The 19441-nt window shown below is 54.3% G+C and carries 23 protein-coding genes, 1 tRNA gene and 1 pseudogene; 7 read left to right on the forward strand and 18 right to left on the reverse strand.

All coding sequences use genetic code 11. The annotated features are described in order from the left end of the window. Nucleotides 1-78: 78 nt before the first annotated feature. From purK to ppiB, 4 genes are all read right to left on the reverse strand, one after another. Nucleotides 79-1146, reverse strand: a complete 1068-nt coding sequence (gene purK, locus C0557_RS05715) for a 5-(carboxyamino)imidazole ribonucleotide synthase (protein ID WP_208657800.1) — start codon at nucleotides 1144-1146, stop codon at nucleotides 79-81. Then, on the reverse strand, nucleotides 1143-1652 hold the full coding sequence (gene purE, locus C0557_RS05720) for a 5-(carboxyamino)imidazole ribonucleotide mutase (RefSeq protein WP_007373622.1): 510 nt from the start codon (nucleotides 1650-1652) through the stop codon (nucleotides 1143-1145). The genes purK and purE overlap by 4 nt, the downstream gene beginning before the upstream one ends. A gap of 129 nt (nucleotides 1653-1781) precedes the next feature. Further along, nucleotides 1782-2504 (reverse strand): UDP-2,3-diacylglucosamine diphosphatase, encoded by a 723-nt coding sequence (lpxH, locus tag C0557_RS05725; protein ID WP_208657801.1) that lies wholly within the window; start codon nucleotides 2502-2504, stop codon nucleotides 1782-1784. 2 nt (nucleotides 2505-2506) lie between these two features. After that, nucleotides 2507-3001 carry a peptidylprolyl isomerase B gene (gene ppiB, locus C0557_RS05730; protein WP_074776730.1) on the reverse strand — a complete coding sequence of 165 codons (495 nt, stop codon included), beginning with the start codon at nucleotides 2999-3001 and terminating at the stop codon, nucleotides 2507-2509. 173 nt (nucleotides 3002-3174) lie between these two features. Between ppiB and cysS the strand changes: the two genes are divergently transcribed. After that, nucleotides 3175-4560, forward strand: coding sequence for a cysteine--tRNA ligase (gene cysS / locus C0557_RS05735; protein ID WP_208657802.1), 1386 nt, complete (start codon nucleotides 3175-3177; stop codon nucleotides 4558-4560). A 95-nt stretch (nucleotides 4561-4655) separates the two neighbouring features. Here cysS and malI read toward each other — a convergent pair whose 3' ends face one another. From malI to C0557_RS27555, 5 genes are all read right to left on the reverse strand, one after another. Continuing rightward, nucleotides 4656-5672, reverse strand: a complete 1017-nt coding sequence (gene malI / locus C0557_RS05740; RefSeq protein WP_208657803.1) for a Mal regulon transcriptional regulator MalI — start codon at nucleotides 5670-5672, stop codon at nucleotides 4656-4658. Between the two features lie 81 nt (nucleotides 5673-5753). Continuing rightward, on the reverse strand, nucleotides 5754-7253 hold the full coding sequence (locus C0557_RS05745; RefSeq protein ID WP_074776733.1) for a PTS transporter subunit EIIC: 1500 nt from the start codon (nucleotides 7251-7253) through the stop codon (nucleotides 5754-5756). A gap of 286 nt (nucleotides 7254-7539) precedes the next feature. Further along, a complete protein-coding gene (gene ybcJ, locus C0557_RS05750) occupies nucleotides 7540-7752 on the reverse strand; it encodes a ribosome-associated protein YbcJ (RefSeq protein WP_043954536.1) in 213 nt (70 codons plus the stop codon). A 1-nt stretch (nucleotide 7753) separates the two neighbouring features. After that, nucleotides 7754-8620: a bifunctional methylenetetrahydrofolate dehydrogenase/methenyltetrahydrofolate cyclohydrolase FolD gene (gene folD / locus C0557_RS05755; protein WP_007373630.1), complete on the reverse strand. Its 867-nt coding sequence runs from the start codon at nucleotides 8618-8620 to the stop codon at nucleotides 7754-7756. Between the two features lie 144 nt (nucleotides 8621-8764). Next, nucleotides 8765-8887 carry a hypothetical protein gene (locus C0557_RS27555; RefSeq protein WP_256371250.1) on the reverse strand — a complete coding sequence of 41 codons (123 nt, stop codon included), beginning with the start codon at nucleotides 8885-8887 and terminating at the stop codon, nucleotides 8765-8767. Nucleotides 8888-9046: 159 nt separating this feature from the next. On the opposite strand from C0557_RS27555, the gene C0557_RS05760 reads away from it, so the two are divergent. Together C0557_RS05760 and C0557_RS05765 are read left to right on the forward strand one after the other, a co-directional pair. Next, on the forward strand, nucleotides 9047-9220 hold the full coding sequence (locus C0557_RS05760; protein ID WP_208657804.1) for a hypothetical protein: 174 nt from the start codon (nucleotides 9047-9049) through the stop codon (nucleotides 9218-9220). Nucleotides 9221-9261: 41 nt separating this feature from the next. Further along, nucleotides 9262-9338, forward strand: a tRNA-Arg gene (locus C0557_RS05765). A 13-nt stretch (nucleotides 9339-9351) separates the two neighbouring features. Here the strand turns inward: C0557_RS05765 and C0557_RS05770 are convergent. The 4 genes and pseudogenes from C0557_RS05770 to C0557_RS05785 form a co-directional block, all read right to left on the reverse strand. Further along, nucleotides 9352-9501 (reverse strand): annotated as a pseudogene (locus C0557_RS05770) (integrase); the annotation flags it as partial. Between the two features lie 74 nt (nucleotides 9502-9575). After that, nucleotides 9576-9779, reverse strand: coding sequence for a hypothetical protein (locus tag C0557_RS05775; protein WP_208657805.1), 204 nt, complete (start codon nucleotides 9777-9779; stop codon nucleotides 9576-9578). 238 nt (nucleotides 9780-10017) lie between these two features. Beyond that, the gene (locus C0557_RS05780) at nucleotides 10018-11406 is read right to left on the reverse strand and encodes a HAMP domain-containing sensor histidine kinase (RefSeq protein WP_208657806.1); all 1389 of its coding nucleotides are present in this window, start codon (nucleotides 11404-11406) and stop codon (nucleotides 10018-10020) included. Next, nucleotides 11406-12083 carry a response regulator transcription factor gene (locus C0557_RS05785; RefSeq protein WP_208657807.1) on the reverse strand — a complete coding sequence of 226 codons (678 nt, stop codon included), beginning with the start codon at nucleotides 12081-12083 and terminating at the stop codon, nucleotides 11406-11408. The genes C0557_RS05780 and C0557_RS05785 overlap by 1 nt, the downstream gene beginning before the upstream one ends. A 205-nt stretch (nucleotides 12084-12288) precedes the next feature. Here C0557_RS05785 and C0557_RS05790 point away from each other — a divergent pair, with 205 nt between their 5' ends. After that, nucleotides 12289-13134: a MipA/OmpV family protein gene (locus C0557_RS05790; RefSeq protein WP_208657808.1), complete on the forward strand. Its 846-nt coding sequence runs from the start codon at nucleotides 12289-12291 to the stop codon at nucleotides 13132-13134. A 303-nt stretch (nucleotides 13135-13437) separates the two neighbouring features. Here C0557_RS05790 and C0557_RS05795 read toward each other — a convergent pair whose 3' ends face one another. Continuing rightward, nucleotides 13438-13668 carry a hypothetical protein gene (locus tag C0557_RS05795; RefSeq protein ID WP_208657809.1) on the reverse strand — a complete coding sequence of 77 codons (231 nt, stop codon included), beginning with the start codon at nucleotides 13666-13668 and terminating at the stop codon, nucleotides 13438-13440. Nucleotides 13669-13689: 21 nt separating this feature from the next. On the opposite strand from C0557_RS05795, the gene C0557_RS05800 reads away from it, so the two are divergent. The 3 genes from C0557_RS05800 (at nucleotide 13690) to C0557_RS27560 (ending at nucleotide 14902) form a co-directional block, all read left to right on the forward strand. Then, nucleotides 13690-14037, forward strand: coding sequence for a hypothetical protein (locus C0557_RS05800; protein ID WP_208657810.1), 348 nt, complete (start codon nucleotides 13690-13692; stop codon nucleotides 14035-14037). A gap of 31 nt (nucleotides 14038-14068) precedes the next feature. Continuing rightward, on the forward strand, nucleotides 14069-14536 hold the full coding sequence (locus C0557_RS05805; RefSeq protein WP_208657811.1) for an Hsp20 family protein: 468 nt from the start codon (nucleotides 14069-14071) through the stop codon (nucleotides 14534-14536). A 231-nt stretch (nucleotides 14537-14767) separates the two neighbouring features. Then, nucleotides 14768-14902 carry a hypothetical protein gene (locus tag C0557_RS27560; RefSeq protein WP_256371251.1) on the forward strand — a complete coding sequence of 45 codons (135 nt, stop codon included), beginning with the start codon at nucleotides 14768-14770 and terminating at the stop codon, nucleotides 14900-14902. A gap of 58 nt (nucleotides 14903-14960) precedes the next feature. On the opposite strand, the gene C0557_RS05810 is transcribed toward C0557_RS27560, so the two are convergent. Genes C0557_RS05810 through C0557_RS05825 form a run of 4 tightly spaced genes read right to left on the reverse strand, consistent with a single transcriptional unit; the run spans nucleotide 14961 to nucleotide 19381 of the window. Further along, nucleotides 14961-16100, reverse strand: coding sequence for a response regulator (locus C0557_RS05810; protein ID WP_208657812.1), 1140 nt, complete (start codon nucleotides 16098-16100; stop codon nucleotides 14961-14963). Beyond that, entirely contained in the window at nucleotides 16093-17169 is a 1077-nt protein-coding gene (locus tag C0557_RS05815; RefSeq protein WP_208657813.1) for an HDOD domain-containing protein, read from the reverse strand. Before C0557_RS05815 ends, C0557_RS05810 begins: the two co-directional genes overlap by 8 nt. A 2-nt stretch (nucleotides 17170-17171) precedes the next feature. After that, nucleotides 17172-18266 (reverse strand): sensor histidine kinase, encoded by a 1095-nt coding sequence (locus C0557_RS05820; protein WP_208657814.1) that lies wholly within the window; start codon nucleotides 18264-18266, stop codon nucleotides 17172-17174. Next, nucleotides 18266-19381, reverse strand: a complete 1116-nt coding sequence (locus tag C0557_RS05825; RefSeq protein WP_208657815.1) for an FIST N-terminal domain-containing protein — start codon at nucleotides 19379-19381, stop codon at nucleotides 18266-18268. The genes C0557_RS05820 and C0557_RS05825 overlap by 1 nt, the downstream gene beginning before the upstream one ends. Nucleotides 19382-19441: the final 60 nt, after the last annotated feature.

Consider the following 19441-nt stretch of genomic DNA (forward strand, 5'->3'; position numbering starts at 1 on the left):
GAGAGCGGACTGCTTTAAAGGGACGCGGCAAGTGAAATTTAAAACGCTGGCGATGGCCGCCAGCGTTCAGATCCCGGATTATTGCAGTTTTGACTGCGCCCAGGCGATGCCGCTGGCATATTCCGGCGGTAACAGCGGAACCAGCGCTTCCAGCGTGGCGCTCAGACGGTCGGTATCGCTGTCGTTGAGGTTCAGATGGCCCACTTTACGCCCCGGACGCACCTCTTTGTCGTACCAGTGCAGATGCACCAGCGGCAGCTTCAGCCAGTCGTAATTGAGATCGCTGCCAATCAGGTTGATCATCACCGACGGGCTGTTGACCACCGGCGGCGGCAGCGGTAAATCCACTATCGCGCGCAGATGCAGTTCAAACTGACTGATTGAGGCACCGTTTTGCGTCCAGTGGCCGCTGTTGTGAACACGCGGCGCCAGCTCGTTAATCAGCAGCCCGGCCGGGGTGACAAAACACTCCATCGCCATTACACCAACGTAGTTCAGCTCGTGCATGATTGCCGAAAGCATCTCTTCGGCCTGCTGCTGCTGTTCGGCATTGGCCTGCGGGAAAACCACGCTGGTACGCAAAATGCCGTCCTGATGCAGGTTGTGCGTCAGCGGATAAAACACCGTGCTGCCATCATGGGCGCGCGCGCCAACCAGTGACACTTCACCGGAAAAGTTGATGCCCTGCTCGACGATGCACTCGCCGTAGCACTCTTCCGGCAGTTGATCGGTATCGGCAGCCCGCAGACGCCACTGGCCGCGACCGTCATAACCGCCGACGCGGCGTTTGACGATGGCCAGCTCGCCCAGACGCGAAAACACGCCCGGCCACTCGCTTTTCTCCGCCAGCAGTTGCCATGGCGCGGTAGCGAGTTGCAGCTTGTCAAAGAGTTGTTTCTGCGTCAGGCGATCTGCTATTACCGGGAATACGTCGCGGTTTACAAACGCCGGGTGACGTGCCAGTTCGCGGGTCAGCGCTGTTTCCGGCCAGCGTTCAATTTCCGCCGTGATTACGCTCTGCTGAAACGGCACCGCTTCCGGCGCCGCGTCGAGCCCGACCGGCCACACTGCAATGCTCAGCGGCTCACCGGCCTGGCGCAGCATGCGGCCAAGCTGGCCGTTACCTAATACGCAAACCTGCTTCATGCCGCACCCCGGGGATCCGGATTGTCCAGCACTTCGTCGGTCTGGGTTTTACGCCACTGCGCCAGACGCTGATGCAGTGCAGCATCATGCTGAGCGAGGATTTGCGCGGCCAGCAGCGCCGCGTTTGCCGCGCCAGCTTTGCCGATCGCCAGCGTACCAACAGGAATACCGCGCGGCATCTGGACGATAGAGTAGAGGCTATCGACGCCGCTCAGCGCGGCGCTTTGTACTGGTACACCCAGCACCGGCACCAGTGTTTTAGCCGCAATCATCCCGGGCAAATGCGCCGCGCCGCCAGCACCAGCGATAATCACCTGAAAACCGTTCTGCTCTGCGCTTTCGGCGAAGCTAAACAGTTTATCCGGAGTGCGGTGTGCTGAGACGATTTCAACATGGTGCGGGACGTTCAGGGTATCGAGAATTTCTGCGGCGAACTGCATGGTTGCCCAGTCGCTTTTCGATCCCATAACAATGGCGATGCGCGCCGGTTGGTTGCTTGAAGACATGCGTCTCAAAACTCCTGTGGGTGTACTTCAGACGACAAAAGAGGGCACAGAGAATAGCACGTAAAATGGCGAAGGAAAACGGTTGCGTGGCGATGTTTTGCGCGTTTGCCGCCATCCTGGCGTTGCTAATCAGAAGGGAAAAAAGAGCAGTTCGACACCGGTTTCGCTGACGCGCACCATTGAGCCTTCGCTGTGCCAGGCACCGAGAACGGCGCGATAAGCCGGGGCATTATTGGCCATCAATTCATGTACTGCCGGGCGGTGCGTATGGCCGTGGATCAGCCACTGAACACGGTGCTTTTCCATCGCCTCGATGACGGCTTGCGGGTTCACATCCATGATCGCCTGCGATTTACTGCTGTTAGCGGCTTTACTTCCGGCGCGCATTTTTGCGGCGACACGACGGCGGATAAACAGCGGCAGGGCGAGAAACAGGGTTTGTATCCACGGCGTGTGGACTTTCTTGCGAAACGCCTGGTAACCGGCATCGTCAGTACACAGCGTATCGCCGTGCATGATCAGCACATTGCGGCCATACAGGTCGAGCACTTGCGCTTCCGGCAGCAGTTGCATGCCGCTCTGGCGGGCAAAGCGTTTGCCGAGCAGAAAATCACGGTTGCCGTGAATGAAGTAACAGGGTACGCCGCTTTCAACCAGCGATTTGATGGCGCTGGCGATTTGCTGGTGCAGCGGGTTGGGATCGTCATCGCCGATCCAGGCTTCAAACAGATCGCCCAGAATATAGAGCGCGTCCGCCTGGCGAGCCTCTCCGGCTAAAAAACGCAGAAAACCGGCGGTGATCGCCGGTTCTTCTGTTTGCAGGTGCAAATCTGCAATAAAGAGTGTCGCCACGCTTACTCGCTGACGGTCACGTTTTCAATCACAACGTCTTCTTTCGGAACGTCCTGATGCATGCCGCTACGACCGGTGGAAACGCCTTTGATTTTATCAACTACGTCCATGCCTTCAACCACTTCGGCGAAGACACAGTAGCCCCAGCCTTGCAGGTTTTCGCCGCTGAAGTTCAGGAAGTCGTTGTCTGCCACGTTGATGAAGAACTGCGCAGTCGCGGAGTGCGGCGCCTGAGTACGCGCCATTGCCAGCGTACCACGGCTGTTTTTCAGACCGTTGTTGGCTTCGTTTTTGATCGGTTCTTTAGTGACTTTCTGATTCATGCCCGGTTCGAAGCCGCCGCCCTGAATCATGAAGCCGTTGATAACACGGTGGAAAATCGTGTTGTTATAGAAACCTTCACGGCAGTAGTCCAGGAAGTTTTTAACTGTTTCAGGCGCTTTATCGTCAAACGTTTTGATTACGATGTCGCCGTGATTAGTGTGGAAAGTAACCATTATTGCATCCTGTTCTGATAGTGTAGTGCGCAGACCCGCCAGTGGGTCAGAGATAGTCGCCTGTTATAGCATAACCGCGAGGTGGGATCACCTTGCAAAGTGTGCTGCTTCGGGTTTGAATTACGGGTAATATATGCGGTTTTCGTTCCACACACGTCCAAATGGAATCTTCGATGTTAAAAATCTTTAATACACTGACGCGCCAAAAAGAGGAATTCAAACCTATTCATGCCGGGGAAGTCGGCATGTACGTGTGTGGTATCACTGTTTACGATCTGTGTCATATCGGCCATGGCCGCACTTTTGTTGCCTTCGACGTAGTTGCACGTTACCTGCGTTTTCTCGGCTATAAGCTGAAGTATGTGCGTAACATCACCGATATTGACGATAAAATCATTAAACGCGCGAATGAAAACGGCGAAAGCTTTGTCGCGCTGGTCGATCGTATGATCGTTGAGATGCATAAGGATTTTGATGCGCTCAATATCCTGCGTCCGGACAGCGAGCCGCGCGCGACGCACCATATTCACGAAATTATTGAAATCACCGAACGCCTGCTGGAACGCGGTCACGCTTATGTGGCTGACAACGGCGACGTGATGTTCTCCGTGCCGACGGATCCGACTTACGGCCAGCTTTCCCGTCAGGATCTGGATCAGCTGCAGGCGGGGGCACGCGTGGAAGTCGCGGAAGTGAAACGTAACCCGATGGATTTCGTCTTGTGGAAAATGTCTAAGCCGGGCGAGCCGAGCTGGCAGTCGCCGTGGGGCGAAGGGCGTCCGGGCTGGCACATTGAGTGCTCAGCGATGAACTGCAAACAACTGGGTTCACATTTCGACATTCACGGCGGCGGTTCTGACCTGATGTTCCCGCACCATGAAAACGAAATCGCGCAGTCGACCTGCGCCCATGACGGCGAGTACGTAAATTACTGGATGCACTCCGGAATGGTAATGGTTGACCGTGAAAAGATGTCCAAATCGCTGGGCAACTTCTTTACCGTGCGCGACGTGCTGAAGTATTACGACGCGGAAACCATCCGCTACTTCCTGATGTCCGGTCACTACCGCAGCCAGTTGAACTACAGCGAAGAGAACCTGAAACAGGCACGCTCTGCGCTGGAGCGTCTCTACACCGCACTGCGCGGCACGGACAGCGCGGTGCCAGCGGAAGGCGGCGAGGCGTTTGAAGCGCGTTTCATTGAAGCAATGGATGATGATTTCAACACGCCGGAAGCCTACTCGGTGCTGTTCGACATGGCGCGTGAAGTGAACCGTCTGAAAACGGAAGATGCGCATGCGGCCAACGCGCTGGCGTCACATTTGCGTAAGCTGGCGGGCGTGCTCGGTCTGCTGGAGCAGGAGCCGGATGTTTTCCTGCAAAGCGGTGCGCAGGCGGACGATGGCGAAGTGGCTGAGATTGAACAACTGATCCAGCAGCGCCTCGATGCGCGTAAAGCAAAAGACTGGGCGGCGGCCGATGCCGCGCGTGACCGTCTGAATGAGATGGGCATCGTGCTGGAAGATGGTCCGCAGGGTACCACCTGGCGTCGTAAGTAAGAAAAAAGCGGCTTCGGCCGCTTTTTTTATCTCTGGCCTATTTTTCTCTGCCATTCGGTAGCAAGCACCGGACGCCGTTTGTCAGACGCGCTTAATTACGCTGATTCGCGGGCGATAAGCTGCCCGGAGAGCGTAATGCGCTGGGTTTGCAGTTCTGGTTCTTTCAGTTTGCGCAGCATCAGCCCGGCAGCCTGGCGTCCGGTCTCTTCACTGGCAGAAGAGACATAGGTGAACGAGGGCGAGGTGAGATTGACGTGCAACATATCCTCAAAGCCTATCAGCGCAACTTGTTGAGAAAGAAAGACATCTTTACCGATGGTGCGCCCGGTGTGGTGAATACCGGATATCGAGCCAATCATCGCCGCCGGAGAGTGACAGAGCAGGGCGGTGATGGTGTTGTTATTTTCCAGCAGTTGCCGGGTAGCGTAGCTTGCCGCCTGGGTGTCGTCGCTGCAATCCGGCGTTGAACCTTCACGCAGCACCAGCCCATACTGACTCATCACGCTGCGAAAACCCAGCAGCCGCTGCTGGCGAAGTAAATCGCCTTCGACGCCGCCAATATAGGCAATGCTGCGGTGTCCGCGTTCAATCAGGTAGCGCGTCGCCAGGCTCGCTGCCTGCCGGTTATCACGCATCACCAAATCGCAGTTTTCGTTGAGCAGCGACTGTGAAACCACCACCAGCGGAAGCTGGCACTGGCGGATCTGTTCAGGCAGCGAGGCGCTGCGCGTATCCGAGGCCAGATAAATCACGCCCGCCACGCCCTGTTGCTGGAAGGAGAGCAGGCAGCGTTCCAGATGTTCGCCATCATTAAGCGGCTGGCCGAGGAACACCATATATCCCTGTTTTTCTAGCTCCTGAACGATACTGGCCATCACTTTGATAGAAAAGCTGTCGCTGAAATCGCGCAGGATAAGCCCAATCAGGTTGGAGGTGTTGGCGCGCAGGTTAGCCGCCGCGACGTTTTGCACATAGCCAAGCGCCGCGATCGCCGCATGGACTTTCCCGATCGTCGCTTCCGAGATTTTCCCTTTCTGACGCAGCACCAGCGAGACGGTGGAGACGGAAACGCCCGCTTGTTTTGCAACATCAATAATGCTGACTTTCTTCAACTCTGCTCCCTGAATTTCCTGCTTATCCGCCGGGTTAGCGCCTCGGGTAACCTGGCACAGAGGCGCCAATCCGGCATAGTATTATTTGCCGATCATCGTGGACATAGTTTGTGCGATAAATTGCGCCCTCGCGCCAAAAATCACCTGAATACCGCTGTCGCCCACGAACACCACGCCGCGTGCGCCTAACCCGTTAAGGCCATCTTTATCCACCATTTCGCTCTTCGCCACTTCGAGGCGCAAACGGGTGATGCAGGATCCCACGGAATCAATATTCTGCGCGCCGCCCAGCAGACCGATAATTTCTGTGGCCAGTTCGGTATCGGTTTTATCGTCCGCCACCGCGGTCACGTCGGTACGGCCTGGCGTTTTGACATCAAAACGGCGGATCACAAAGCGGAAGGTGAAGTAGTAAATCAGCGCCATCGGAATACCGACGATAATAGCGTTCAGGAAGTTGGTCTGATAGCCATTAAACGAAGGCAGAATGCCGAATGACAGGTAATCAATAAAACCGGCAGAGAACGATTTGGCGATGTGCGCGTGCAGCAGATACATCGTCATATAGGCCAGGCCCGCCATAATGGCATTAAAGACATAGAGGATCGGCGCGACAAAGATAAAGGTAAATTCAACCGGCTCGGTGATCCCGGTCAGGAAGCAGGTCAGCGCCGCCGAGAAGAGGATACCGAAAGCAATCTTTTTGTTGCGGGTCTGCGCTTCGTGATACATCGCAAGGCAGGCCGCCGGCAGCGCGAACAACATCAGCGGGAACTCGCCCTGCATAAATTTCCCGGCGTTCTGGTAGGTGTCGCTGCTGAACGATTTCACCCCTTCTTCCAGCATTTTGAACCAGATAGTCTGATCGCCGTGGATCACCTGACCAGCCTGCGTGGTGTAATCGCCAAACGAATACCAGAACGAGGGATACCAGATGTGGTGCAGGCCGAGCGGGATCAATGCGCGTTCTACCAGCCCGAAAATAAAGGTCGAAGCCGCCTGATTATCGCCGTTGACGATCACCGACAGCGCATCAATACCCGCCTGGATGTGTTGCCAGACATACGGCAGCAGCAGGCCGAGCACAAATGACAGGAATGCCGTGGCAATGGCGACAAAGCGCTTGCCGGAGAAGAAGCCGAGAAACTCCGGCAACTGCATCGTGTGGAAACGGTTATAGCACCAGGCGGCGAGAATACCGCAGATCAGGCCGCCAAAAACGCCCATTTGCAGCGTCGGGATCCCGACCACCATGGAGTATTTCCCGCCCTGCGAGGCCATCTCCGGCGTAATGCCTAACATGGTGCCGATGGTGATGTTGGTGATAAACACCGATACCGCCGCCGACAGCGCCGCAATCCCGGATTCGGATGCCAGCCCGACTGCCGAACCGATGGCGAAAAGCATGGGCAGGTTATCAAAAATGACGCCGCCTGCGTTCATCATCAGCGGCAGATGGAATTTGTCGCCGAAGGCCAGTAATAAGCCCGCAGCCGGTAACAGCGAGATCGGCAGCATCAGCGCGCGACCAATCATCGATAATTTAGACAGCGATTTAACAAACCCTGATATCAGACTCATGCTGATTTCCCCCGAAGTAGCGCATTTTGCGCGTTATTATTGTCAGTAGAACGTTTTAGTAGAACGTTCTACCTATCGTGAGATAAGGGCAAAAAAGCTGCAACTAAATTTTCACATTCAGCCAGATCAATTAATGATTATTTGAGGTTGATCGGTAATAAACCGTGATAATTGCGGGGTGATTAAATAAGAAAGGCCGGATGGCGGCTATCGCCTTATCCGGCCTGGAAACGTGTAATTTGCAGGCGTTGACAGGTGCAGCGCCATCCGGCATTTTGGCAGAGACTCAGGCGGTGACGGTCACGCTCTGGCCGTCAAAACTCACCGTCTGACCGGCGACGATTTTGCAGCGTTTGCGCGTTTCCACCGCGCCATCCACATTCACCAGACCTTCAGCAATGGCGATTTTCGCTTGCGCGCCGCTTTCGCTCCAGCCTTCCAGTTTCAGCAGATCGCACAACTCTACGTGCGGATGTTTTCCCAGGGAAAATGTTGCCATCTTATGCGCCTTCTACATCATGATATTCTTCACACGCTTGCAGCGTGTTCTGGATCAGGGTGGCGACGGTCATCGGGCCGACACCGCCCGGAACCGGGGTAATATACGCCGCGCGGGCGGCGGCTTCTTCATAAATTACATCGCCGACCACTTTGCCGTTTTCCAGGCGGTTGATGCCGACATCGATAACAATCGCGCCCTCTTTGATCCACTCGCCCGGAATAAAGCCCGGTTTACCAACCGCGACGATCAGCAGATCGGCGTTCTCAACGTGATGACGCAGATTTTTGGTGAAACGGTGCGTCACGGTAGTGGTGCAGCCCGCCAGCAGTAGTTCCATGCTCATCGGGCGGCCGACAATGTTGGACGCGCCGATCACCACGGCGTTGAGGCCGAAAGTATCAATGTTGTAGCGCTCCAGCAGCGTCACAATCCCGCGCGGTGTGCAGGGACGCAGACGCGGCGCGCGCTGGCACAGGCGACCCACGTTATACGGATGGAAACCGTCAACATCTTTATCCGGCGCGATACGTTCCAGCACCTTCACATTGTCGATACCGGCGGGCAGCGGCAACTGCACCAGAATACCGTCGATGGTGACATCAGCGTTCAGCTTGTCGATAAGTTCCAGCAGCTCGGCTTCGCTGGTGGTTTCAGGAAGATCGTAAGAGCGGGAGATGAAACCCACTTCCTCACAGGCTTTGCGCTTGCTGCCGACGTAAATTTGCGATGCCGGGTTGCTGCCAACCAGTACGACTGCCAGGCCTGGGGCGCGTTTCCCGGCCGCTACGCGCGCCCGTACTTTTTCCGCAACCTCAGAGCGCACCTGCTGCGCAATCGTTTTACCATCAATAATCTTTGCTGCCATCAGAGAGAGGATTCCATCTGTCGTTTCAACTAAGGGGGATGTGACTATTTTGTCAGAAGCGCAGCGTGCTGTCAGTTATCGTTTGCGTATTTCACCTGCAAAGGGGACGGCGGAGAGCGGAAAATGCCCCGCGCGGTCCCGGTTTTAACGAAATTTCAACAATTCATCATCCTCAGGAAAATTAAAGCCCCGGCGGATATTTTCATCTTCATTACGCGTTGACTTTATTGCGGCGGCAATCGCTTTGCCTGCAGAGATTAATTTCACTGTGCTTTCCGGGAGAGAGGGAAAAAGCAGGAAGTGAATCTCGTCTGAATTATATCCTTACAGGAAAAAGCTGTTTTAGCTGACATTAAGTGTCGCCAGGAACCAAACACTATTCGGCAGGAGGCAAGCCGGATGTGCGTATTCACGGCGCTTTGGCAGATGGCTGAGTTCGTCGCCGTAAAGGGCATCGTTATCGAAAGGCGCGGAAAAGAGGTCATTAGCTGTGAGGAATTGGCCTTGAAACAGCAGGGATGGCGCGAAATTGCGCGCAGCCGTTCACTAAGCAAGCAGCCAGCGGAAAATACATTGACTCATCAGGCGCTGACCGTATAATTCCAGCCGTTTCCACCGCAAAGGTGGAACATCCGCGCAATGCGCCCTTAGCTCAGTTGGATAGAGCAACGGCCTTCTAAGCCGTAGGTCACAGGTTCGAATCCTGTAGGGCGTACCATTAAATCAATGGCTTACGCTAATTTTGATCCAGCCTGATTTTCTCCCTGTGTCGTGTTTGTGTCATGGTTACCAAAAATGGCATCAATTTTCCGTGCGTGTTTGGTCAGGTGGTTCGGTGCAAGGTGTGCATATCGCTGAACCATTGCAATGCTTTCCAGTCCGATCGTGTAACACCTTACAGGCAGTTTCATTCAACGCTACCCAATAGCGCGGTTTGATTTGTTGTCTCCAGAATCTACCCGCACAACGACTCGTTAAACCTGAGCGGTTTTGGTAGCTCAACACTTTCTTTCGCAACGCGGGTATCTTTGTGCAGCACGCTGTCCAGACGCTCATTGATTGCTTCTTCCGTGACGGCGCATCCTGTCCTTGCCAACTCCATCACTACGTAGCCGATAGCCTTCGCCATCTCATCTGCATCACTTTTATTCGTCTGCATAAGCCCACCTTAAAGCTAAGGGAATTCAACTTATCTGACTATTACTCCTTCATGTGCGAGGTTACCAGGCAGTTCCAGTTGTTCCGGTTGTTCTATATATATTTTTAGGCAGTAACTTTATGTATTTACTGAATTATATGATTTATATATGGAACGGCGCTGGAGCAATATTGAAAGGGTTTGGAACCATCAAATCGGGGCGTGTTATTTTGCGGCATAGACAGCCTGGTGTTTTCTTTCAGGCGGGTCTGCGATTTGGGAAGTCAACAGTAACCATGAGGCCACCTTCTGCAGACGTACTTAGGCTCACGCTGCTGTTGTGTAGTTGCGCAACCGCTTTGACGATTGCAAGCCCTAACCCACTCCCGCTTTGCATCTGATTGGGATCGCGAAAAAATCTATCGAACACGCGCTCTCTCAATTCAACGGGAATGCCGGGCCCGGCATCTGAGACACGTAGCTGCGTGGAGTCATCTAATGATCGCACCTCGACCTCAACCCGCCCGCCCTCAGGACTGTACTTGATGGCATTTTCAATGACGTTGTCGAGCAGCGACATCAGGCGTTCCCTGACGCCTGTCAGCCAGATTTCATCATGCGAGTAGAATTCAAGCTCAATCCCGCGCTCAGCAGCCAGCGGTGCCAACATCGCCATTCGCTCTTGTATCAGCGTCGTTAGCGGCACAGGCTCCATAATCGTGTCAATGCGCGCCTCGCTGTGCATCAGCAGCAGCAGCTGATTAACGAGACGCGCCGCCCGGCTGTTGCTGCGAATAATCCCTGCAAGCAACTCCTGTTGACTATCGCTACTTACATAGGACTGCAAAGCCTCAACATTGATTCGCATCGCAGCCAGCGGGGTACGCAGCTCGTGAGCGGCATCGGCAATAAAAACCCGTTCCCTTTCCGTGCTTTCTCGCACTCTGGCAAGAAATACATTAACAGCGTCCACCATTTGGCGAAGCTCCATATGCTTTGGCACGGCTTTTAAGGGAGAGAGATCTTCTGGAGTGCGTGAGGAAATCTCATTTACCACCTTGTTCCAGGGGCGCATTGCAATGCGGATTGACAGCCACGCGGGAAACAAAAGAAAAGGGATGCATACCAGCAGCGGCAATATGTAGTATCCACGCGAGTTCAGGTAAATAAAGAAGTTCCAGCCGCCGGCAGGGGTGACGAGTGTGACCTCCGCGTTGGAATTCCCGGATTTTAGGGTACGGCTAGTCCAGGTGCGACCTTCACTCTCAATACTCTGAATTTTCCCGTATAGGGTGTTTTTCACCCCTGTCGGCGCGCCATCCGATGAATAAATTATCGCGTTATTCTTTCGAACGATAAGGCTGATTGACAGTTCTGGATCTTCGCCTCCGCCATAACCTTCCCGCAACGCCTTGCTGAACTTTTCCAGCACATCAGTGAGATCCTGCGGGCGATCGTCCATCCGATCAACCAACGTAAGAATGGTTTCGTAAGTCTGGTTGCCCAATAACATAGAGGGGCTACGCAAGTTCTCCCACAAAATGTAGGTCAGAAAAAGACACCAAAGCAGCGTAAGCAGTAGCATCTGGGCGATCATAATTCGCCGTACGAGCGTCGGGGTTTTCAGGCGGCGGAAAAAATTTCGCATCACCCAGTCCCTTTCTGAATCGGTACGGTATCAATGACATACCCTACGCCTCTCACCGTTCGCACATAGCCGTCGCCGATTTTGCGACGCAAATTCCCCATATGCACATCGAGAGCATTGCTCATGTTTTCTTTTGAGCCGAATATCCTTTCTTCCAGAAAACCTCGTGTCAGTACGCGGTCAGTGCGCAACATTAACGTTTCAAGCAGCGCGTATTCACTTGCCGTCAACTCAATGTTACGCGTATTCACTGTTACGCGACGCGTCGGCACGTGAAGAGATAATCCGCGAATTTCTATCACCTCATTCTGAAAACCATAACTGCGGCGCGCAAGCGCTCTCACCCTGGCCAGCAACTCGGCGAGAACAAAAGGTTTGACGAGATAGTCGTCTGCACCGGCATCCAGCCCGGACAGGCGATCTTGCAGGGTGCCGCGCGCAGTCAGGATGATGACGGGGATGCCCTTGAGCTGCTGACGCAAGCTCGCCATCAGGCTCATGCCATCGCCGTCGGGCAGCCCGAGATCGAGCAACACAAGTTCTGGCGCGCAGACATCGAGTTGATGCAGCGCATCCACTTTGCGGCGAACCCATATGACATCTAATCCTTGATCTGCAAGGGCAATACGTACGCCATTGCCGAGATCCAGGTCGTCTTCGATGAGGAGAATTTTCACAATGGTTACGGTATCAACAGTGAATGAAGAACGTCTGAAGAAAAAAACGGTATCAGGAAATCTATCAGCTTTGCAGCCTCTGTACTTGCTTCAGTATTTCTTCATTTTGGGCTCATGAGAACTTTAGGGTGCGCATTCAAACTGAGCGTTCTGGCGTTTAAAACCGCTTGTATCGTAATCATTTGAATCCACAAGGACTTCTTTCATGAGAAACATCGAACTGCGTCATAAGTTCCCCCCTTCGCGCTCGGGGCGCATGCTGAAAAAAATGGTGCCGGGAGCTGTCCTGGCCTTACTGGCGACCCCGATACTGGCGGCAGAACTGAAACCGGGCAACGAGTTGACCCTGGGAGGCGGCGTGGATGTTGCGCCACGCTATTCAGGTTCGGATGAAAGCCGCGTCACGACTGCCCTGGTGCTTGATTACGCTATGGCAAATGGTTTCTTCGTCAGCACCACGCGTGGTATCGGTTACGGCAACAACATCGGCAAGTTGAATTACAGCACTGCGCTGAGCTATCGCACAGGTCGTAAGGATCGTAACGTGGACAGCGATGCGATCAGCGACGGCAGCGACGGCAGCGACGACTTGCGAGGTATGGGCGATGTCAAAGGTTCGGCTCTCGGCGTGCCTGCCTTGGGGTACGAGGTGACCGACTGGCTTAATGTGCAATTGCAGGCTGAGGTGCCGATCTCTCAGCGAAGCAACGGTGAGGCCCTGCATTTCAGTATTATCAGCCCGTTCTATAAGTCAGCGAAAAATTCCGTGACGCTGGCGCTGACCGGCAGTTGGGGGACCAGCAAGTACATGCAGACTTACTACGGGGTCAGCGCAGCGCAGTCGGCCGCATCGGGGTTTAGCCGATATGATGCCGGATCGGGTATTTATGCCTGGTCAATGAATATGGACTGGACGCACAAGCTCAACGAGGACTGGAGCGTGGTTGCCGCAGCAGGCTTTACGCAGTTGGCTGGTGATGCACGCAACAGCCCAATTGTGCAACGAAAAGCATCGCCCACTGGCAGCCTGAAAGTGACATATAGCTTCTGAGCGCTGGACGTGTGCTTCCCGGCAGCGTGTATAAATATGCCTTCGATCCGCCCCGGTTCAGATGACGGGGTGGTACTGACCCGAAATCCTGCGCCATTCAGAAACAACATTCCTGATGGGCGCGCCTTAATATGATCGTCAAGAAACCGTTAACGGCTTTGTGCGTTGAGACGGGAACAGGCGAATGGCGTTACTGACGTCCGGAGTGCGTGGAGCCGTTCCACTTCGTGTTGGCGGAGAGACAAAGCGGAGAAGAACTTATTGTTGATTCCTCTCCAACTCAGGATCAGCGTGGAAGGAGAGTTAAATCTTCGCGCCTACAATTCTGGAGGCAACCGCTTTTGCCGCTTCAAGCTTTGCTTTCCCGGCTTCAGAATGTGTGCCAGATTCAAATGCTTTGAAGTTAAGCTCAATGTTCTCTATGGCTTTATCGACGAACAATTGCGGCAGTTCTGAGCAAATGGACTGAAAAATTATTTCATACGCTAAAGCACGAGACTGCAGATCATCAATCGCTTCTTCTACTGGCTTCATAATCTCTCCTTACGAAATACTATGGCGCTCACCGGCAAACAAGAAATGCTCTGTCGCGAGTACCTGTGCTATGTGAATATTAAATATCGTTCAGTTAGACAAATAAAACCAGAACAAGCCATGGCCAAACTGGACCGGGCGATCACAGAAATTGAAGGGAAATCAGCAAGTGAGACAAAAAGTTCGGATGGGTGGCGCAGCGGGTCATGCAGGCCACTATTTTCAGCCGCTTTACATCCCTGCTGGTTTGTACCTGCCGGAGCAACTGCCCGAAACGCATACGCAAAAAAAATTTATTTTGTGGCCTTGAAAAACAGGTGGGAGGAATTATTTATTGGATCGGACAAGCAACGCTTGCCTTTACGTTGAACTTTTGAATGGATTATTCAGGAGGTTAATTATGGCACTCAGAACCTTGTCAGCACTTCCGGGCTTTTCTGATTCTGCTTTTGCTGACCGTTTTAATCGTATCGACAGATTGTTCAGTCAGTTAACGGGCGACTCTCCGGTTGCTTCACTGCCCGCTTATGACCTGAAAAAAATCGATGCAAGCAATTATCTGTTAAATGTAAGCGTACCTGGCTGGAAGGAAGACGAACTCGAAATCGAGACGGTCGGCGGAACGTTGAATGTTTCTGGTAAACGCGCTGAAAATGAATCTCAGGATGAGCAGGGCTGGATCTATAAAGGCATCCGCCGTTCTGATTTTCGTTTGAGTTTCACTTTGCCGGAGCACACCAAAGTCAGTAATGCAAAACTGGAGAGCGGGATCCTGCAGGTTTCTATTTATCAGGAAATCCCGGAGAGCGAAAAACCACGCAAAATTGCGATTGAGAATACACAGAAAGCCATTGAACATCAGGCTTGATCATTGACGTTATGCATCATTTTTCCGGGCCCGCTCAGGCGGGCCTTTTTTATTTTCCGCTTCATTTGGCTGTAACAAACGAAGTGGAAAATAAAAACTGGCAGCCACGACATCGTTTCTGCCAGTGAAAGAAGTTACTGCTTGTCAGAAGTTATATCCCTTATGCATGTTATAACTTACCTTCATACAATTCACTAATCGCAAATTTCTGCATTCTGATTCAGAAATTTAATGATCCTGGTACTAATGCTTGCCGCGACTTCAAGCCCGCTTATCGTCCTGCGCGGAATTTGTACGATGTCACTCCTTGCCCGCCAGCAATGCGACAGCAACCAGGCCGTCAGAACCACGTCTGACGGCCGTTGATCAAGGGGTTTGGGCGGATAGCCGCCGGGCAGAAAGCCCTCTCCCGGCGGGAACCTCTTCAGGACGCGTTTTTACCCGGCAGGCCGCGCACCCGAATGGGCTCTTCGACGGCGTTCGCGGCGAGCAGGCGCTGAAGGGCGGAGATCGCGGTATCAGTCAGTTCATGTCCTTTGGTCAGCACCATTAATCCATTTGTGGTGCGAATATCTTCATCGACGACCCAGCCCGGCATCAATTCACGGATACGCGCGGAGCGAACCCCCTCGACATTCGAGCGAAAATCTGACAGCGCTTTGATGAGATATTCGGGCAGCGCCGGACGCGCTGCACGCAGGATTTCCCACGGGCGCTCCAGGCTCCAGCCGCGCGCGGCGTGGCGTTCCAGCTCCAGTGCGGCGCGCAGTAGCTGAGCGCCGCGTACCACTTCTAACGGTGCGTCGGCAGGCGCTTCTTTCGCCTGGTGACGAATGATCGCTGCAACCAGTTCAAGGCGTGGAATTTGCTCTACCAGCCGGCCCGCAACGTCCGGATGTTCATGCAGCAGTTTTACCTCCTCCGCCGTCAATTTACGCTGCGCAGCATCGGCCTGAACGATGTCGGCAGGAATGCCAACGCAGCCGATCTGACTTAATGATGCCGCAAGGGTGTAGAGCCACTCATCGTGCCACCCCAGTTTCGGCAACGCGTGGCGGACGCAGGACTGCGCGAAAGCCGCTCGCTGAAAAGCCCAGGGGGCAACCATCGCCAGTATTTCTGTGAGCGTTTTTACCGAAGCAGAAAGCGTGGTCGCCAGGAGCTCTTTTTCTGCGCAAACAAGCCGGTGCTGACGAACCGCATCATTCAATGTCGCTATCAGATCCTCTTTTGGGCACGGTTTGCAGAGATAGCGGAAAATAGCGCCTTTATTGATGGCCGCGATCGAGGACTCCACATCGGCCTGTCCGGTAAGGAGGACCCGCACGCTGTCCGGCGAGACTTCCCGCGCGCGGGACAAAAAAGTCGCGCCATCCATTCCCGGCATGCGCATGTCGGAGAGGATCACCGCAAAAGGTTCTCCGCTGCGAATCGCATCCAGACCGGCTTCACCGCTGTGCGCTGTCACCACATCAAACACATCAAACAGATTTCGCGTGATGGCCGCGAGCACATTGGGTTCATCATCGACGCATAACACGCGGGGTAAGGAAGTATCAGTCATTGAGCATCTCCTGCCATGCGGGCAGTTGGTCCAGCATGCCGGTTTGTTCGAGATAACGTTTATCGGGAACGCCATGATTGGCAAGGGTGACCGCAACATGGACGACACCGAGCATGCCAAAGGTTTTTTCTGCTGAGCGTGAAGGTTGTACATGACCTGCGACGGCTTCAACGATGTCCATCGGCAACCCCCACAGCGCCAGTAAATAGGCGCCGATGGCGGCGCGCAGCGGGATATCACCCTGCTCAGTCGTCGCCTCGTCGCGGGTGGTTCTTAATTCAGGAATGAGCAGTGCAATATTGGCCAGCAGTGCCGCCGTGGCTTCCCGTTCCCGGTGCCTGGAAATACGCGCTGCCAGCATTGAGGCGCGAAGGGCGGTCTGCTGTAGCTTATCCACATAGGGATCGGTAGTGGCATCGGCATAAACCTGGGACGCCAGTACCAGCAACTTCACTTGTTCCTGCCCCAGATGAACGATCGCATTATTAATGTCATGAATTTGTGCTCCCCGGCTGAACCAGGCGGAATTCGCCAGTTGCATAATCCGGGCGCTGAGCGCCGGGTCGCTCGCCAGCAGCTCGGCAATCTCCCGGGTATTCGTCCCCGGATTGGCAAGAAGGCGGTTAATTTCCGCAAATACTTTCGGTGCGGGGGGAAGCTGGTTAATTTTCCCGACCAGCTTGACGACGGTGGGATCCTTGAAAAGCGTGCGCAGTGCCAGCGCGTTTGCCACCATCGCCAGTAATTGCGTGCTGTCGCAGGGTTTGGCGACGAACCGGTGCGCAACGCCCAGCATACGAACCGTGGCCTCGGGTTCGGAGTAACCGGACAAAATGATGCGGATCGTGCCGGGCCAGCGGTCACGAACCTGCGCCAGGAACTCCGCTCCGTCCATCAGCGGCATGCGCATATCCGACACCACAACGTCGGCCGGGGTTTCTTCCAGCAGGCTCAACGCTTCGTGACCGCTGGTAGCGAAGCGGCATTCCCACTCGCTGTCCTGCATCATTAAGGCGCGCTCAATACCCGAGAGGATGCGTGCTTCGTCATCCACGAACATCACTTGCATGCTTACTCCTCCTGCTGCACGACGAGGGGAAACCGCATGATGAATGTGGCGCCTGAACCGGGTTTCGACTCGCAGCGAATCTGCCCATTATGCTTGTCCACCACGGTCGAGTAGGCAATGGCCAGCCCCTGACCGGTGCCTTTGCCAACCGCTTTGGTGGTGAAGAAGGGATCGAAAATGCGCTCGCGTATCGCCTCAGGGATGCCGGTGCCATCGTCGGCGACGCGGATCTCCATCATATCGCCGACCTGTTCCGCAGAGACGACGATATGCCCTTTTTCCTGCTTGCGGCTCTGAAGGCTGTCCGCAATGGCGTGTGCCGCATTGACGATAAGGTTAAGCATCGCCTGGCCGACCATGTCGCGCAGACAGGGCAGGAGCGGCAAATCGCTGGCGAAGCGGGTTTCCAGTTCCGCCACGTATTTCCACTCGTTGCGGGCGACGGTCACAGTGGTATTGATGATGTCGCGTATATCCACGTACTCCTTTTTATTTTGCGAGGGATGAGAAAACTCTTTCATGGCGGCGACAATCCGGGAGATATGGCCAAGCCCGTCGAGTGATTCATCTAAAGACTGGGGGATCTGACGGCGCAGAAACTCAATTTTGCTGCTCTTAAGGAGAGTATCGAAGGCCGTAAGCGTTGGCTCGTCGGCCATTTTTTCCCGCATCACGGCGGCCATGGCGATCGCCGCATCCAGCAGGCTGAGCAGCGAACGGTTGGCGGTCTTCACAAACCCGACGTTGTCAGAAACATACTGCGTGGGCGTATTAATTTCGTGGGCGATCCCGGCGGCAAGCTGGCCGATGGACTCCATCTTTTGCGCCTGAAGAAGCTGCGCCTGCGTGAGACGCAACTCAGCAAGCGCCTTCTCTAACTCATGGCGCTCGTTTTCCAGTTCGATGGTTTTACGGGCGACCACTTTCTCCAGGCCCACATTCTGCTCAAGAATAGCGAACGGGGTCATATGGCTGTGCCGGCTTTCCTGCGCGATGCGTCGCTTTAACACCTCGATGGTTTTATCCCGCGCGACAAGTTTGCGCTGATAATCGGTAAGGGAGAGTGTTGCGACCGCTGCTTCAGTTGACGGAGACATTATTTACCTCCTATTGCCACGCCCGTGAATGTCTGGTTGACGTGCAGTCCGTTGTACTGCTCGCCGTAGGTTGAGAAACCCACGATCCGGTTTTGCACCATAAAATTGCCGATCTGCAGGTCAAGCTCCTCCTGCTCAAACTGCAAACGCCGCAGGATGCAGTCGCAGCCAATAATCACCGCCGGTTCTGGTATGATTTCATGAACTTTTTCCAGCGCCTTGCTGAAGGTTTCGAGCGGATCTTCCGCCATGCCAATCGAGACGATCAACCCTTCTTCAATGGCGCAGTAGCAGGTCAGCGAGAGATCGTCGTTCATTTTCTGGATCGAGCGGACATAAGGTTCGTCGCCAAAAGAGAGCACCAGCGGATTGCGGGAAAAAACAGTGGGTGTTAATTCTGCAACGGTGATGCCCAGCGATTCGGCATACACCTGCGCGGCAGGCTCGCCGTTGATTTCCCGAATCAGCCGTTTTTCTGGATCGGCCTCGGTAATGATGAGTTCCACCTCGCTGGGTTCGAAGTGCTGAACTTTAAAAATCGCCACCGGCGCGGCAGTTTCGATGACCGCGAACACCGCGGCATCGGAGATAAACTCACCTTCACCGTTATAGACATAGCTCTTTTCGAAACGCAGATCGTCGCCCGCAGAGCCGCCGATAACAGGAATATTTCCTGTCTGCTGATAGAGATTAGCGATGAGCCGCTCCTCAGCCATCGACAAGCCATCAACCAGTAACAAACCAAAGCGTTGCAAATCGGGTCTGGCCGCGCTGTCGCGACGGATCTCCTCGGCAATCTCTGCAATGGTCGCGGAGTAATCGCTCAGGGGGTGAATCACAAAATAGCGGGTGCGAAAAGCAGCGCTCAGACCCAGCCCTAATATCCCGGAGTGCTGAAAACCGTCGGTGCCGATCTGCCCGGAGGAGGTACATCCAATACAGGGGCACCGAAAGGTTTTTTGCATCTCGCGGCCCAGAATATTCAGATCATAGTCAGGGGAACAGAAGAAAAGGACCGTTTCTGGCTCAGCCGGAAGCATCCGCCGGGCAAATTCCGCAACCGCCAGCACGGGGTCAGTCAATTCGCTGCTTGCATATCGGATCTGGAAATTCACATTATTTCTCCCAATGCTAAAGCGTCAGCGTCGCTGGTGGCGTCGTACAATCAACGCCGC

It is taken from the genome of Kosakonia sp. MUSA4 (genome assembly GCF_013085925.1).
Classification (GTDB): Bacteria; Pseudomonadota; Gammaproteobacteria; order Enterobacterales; family Enterobacteriaceae; genus Kosakonia; species Kosakonia sacchari_B.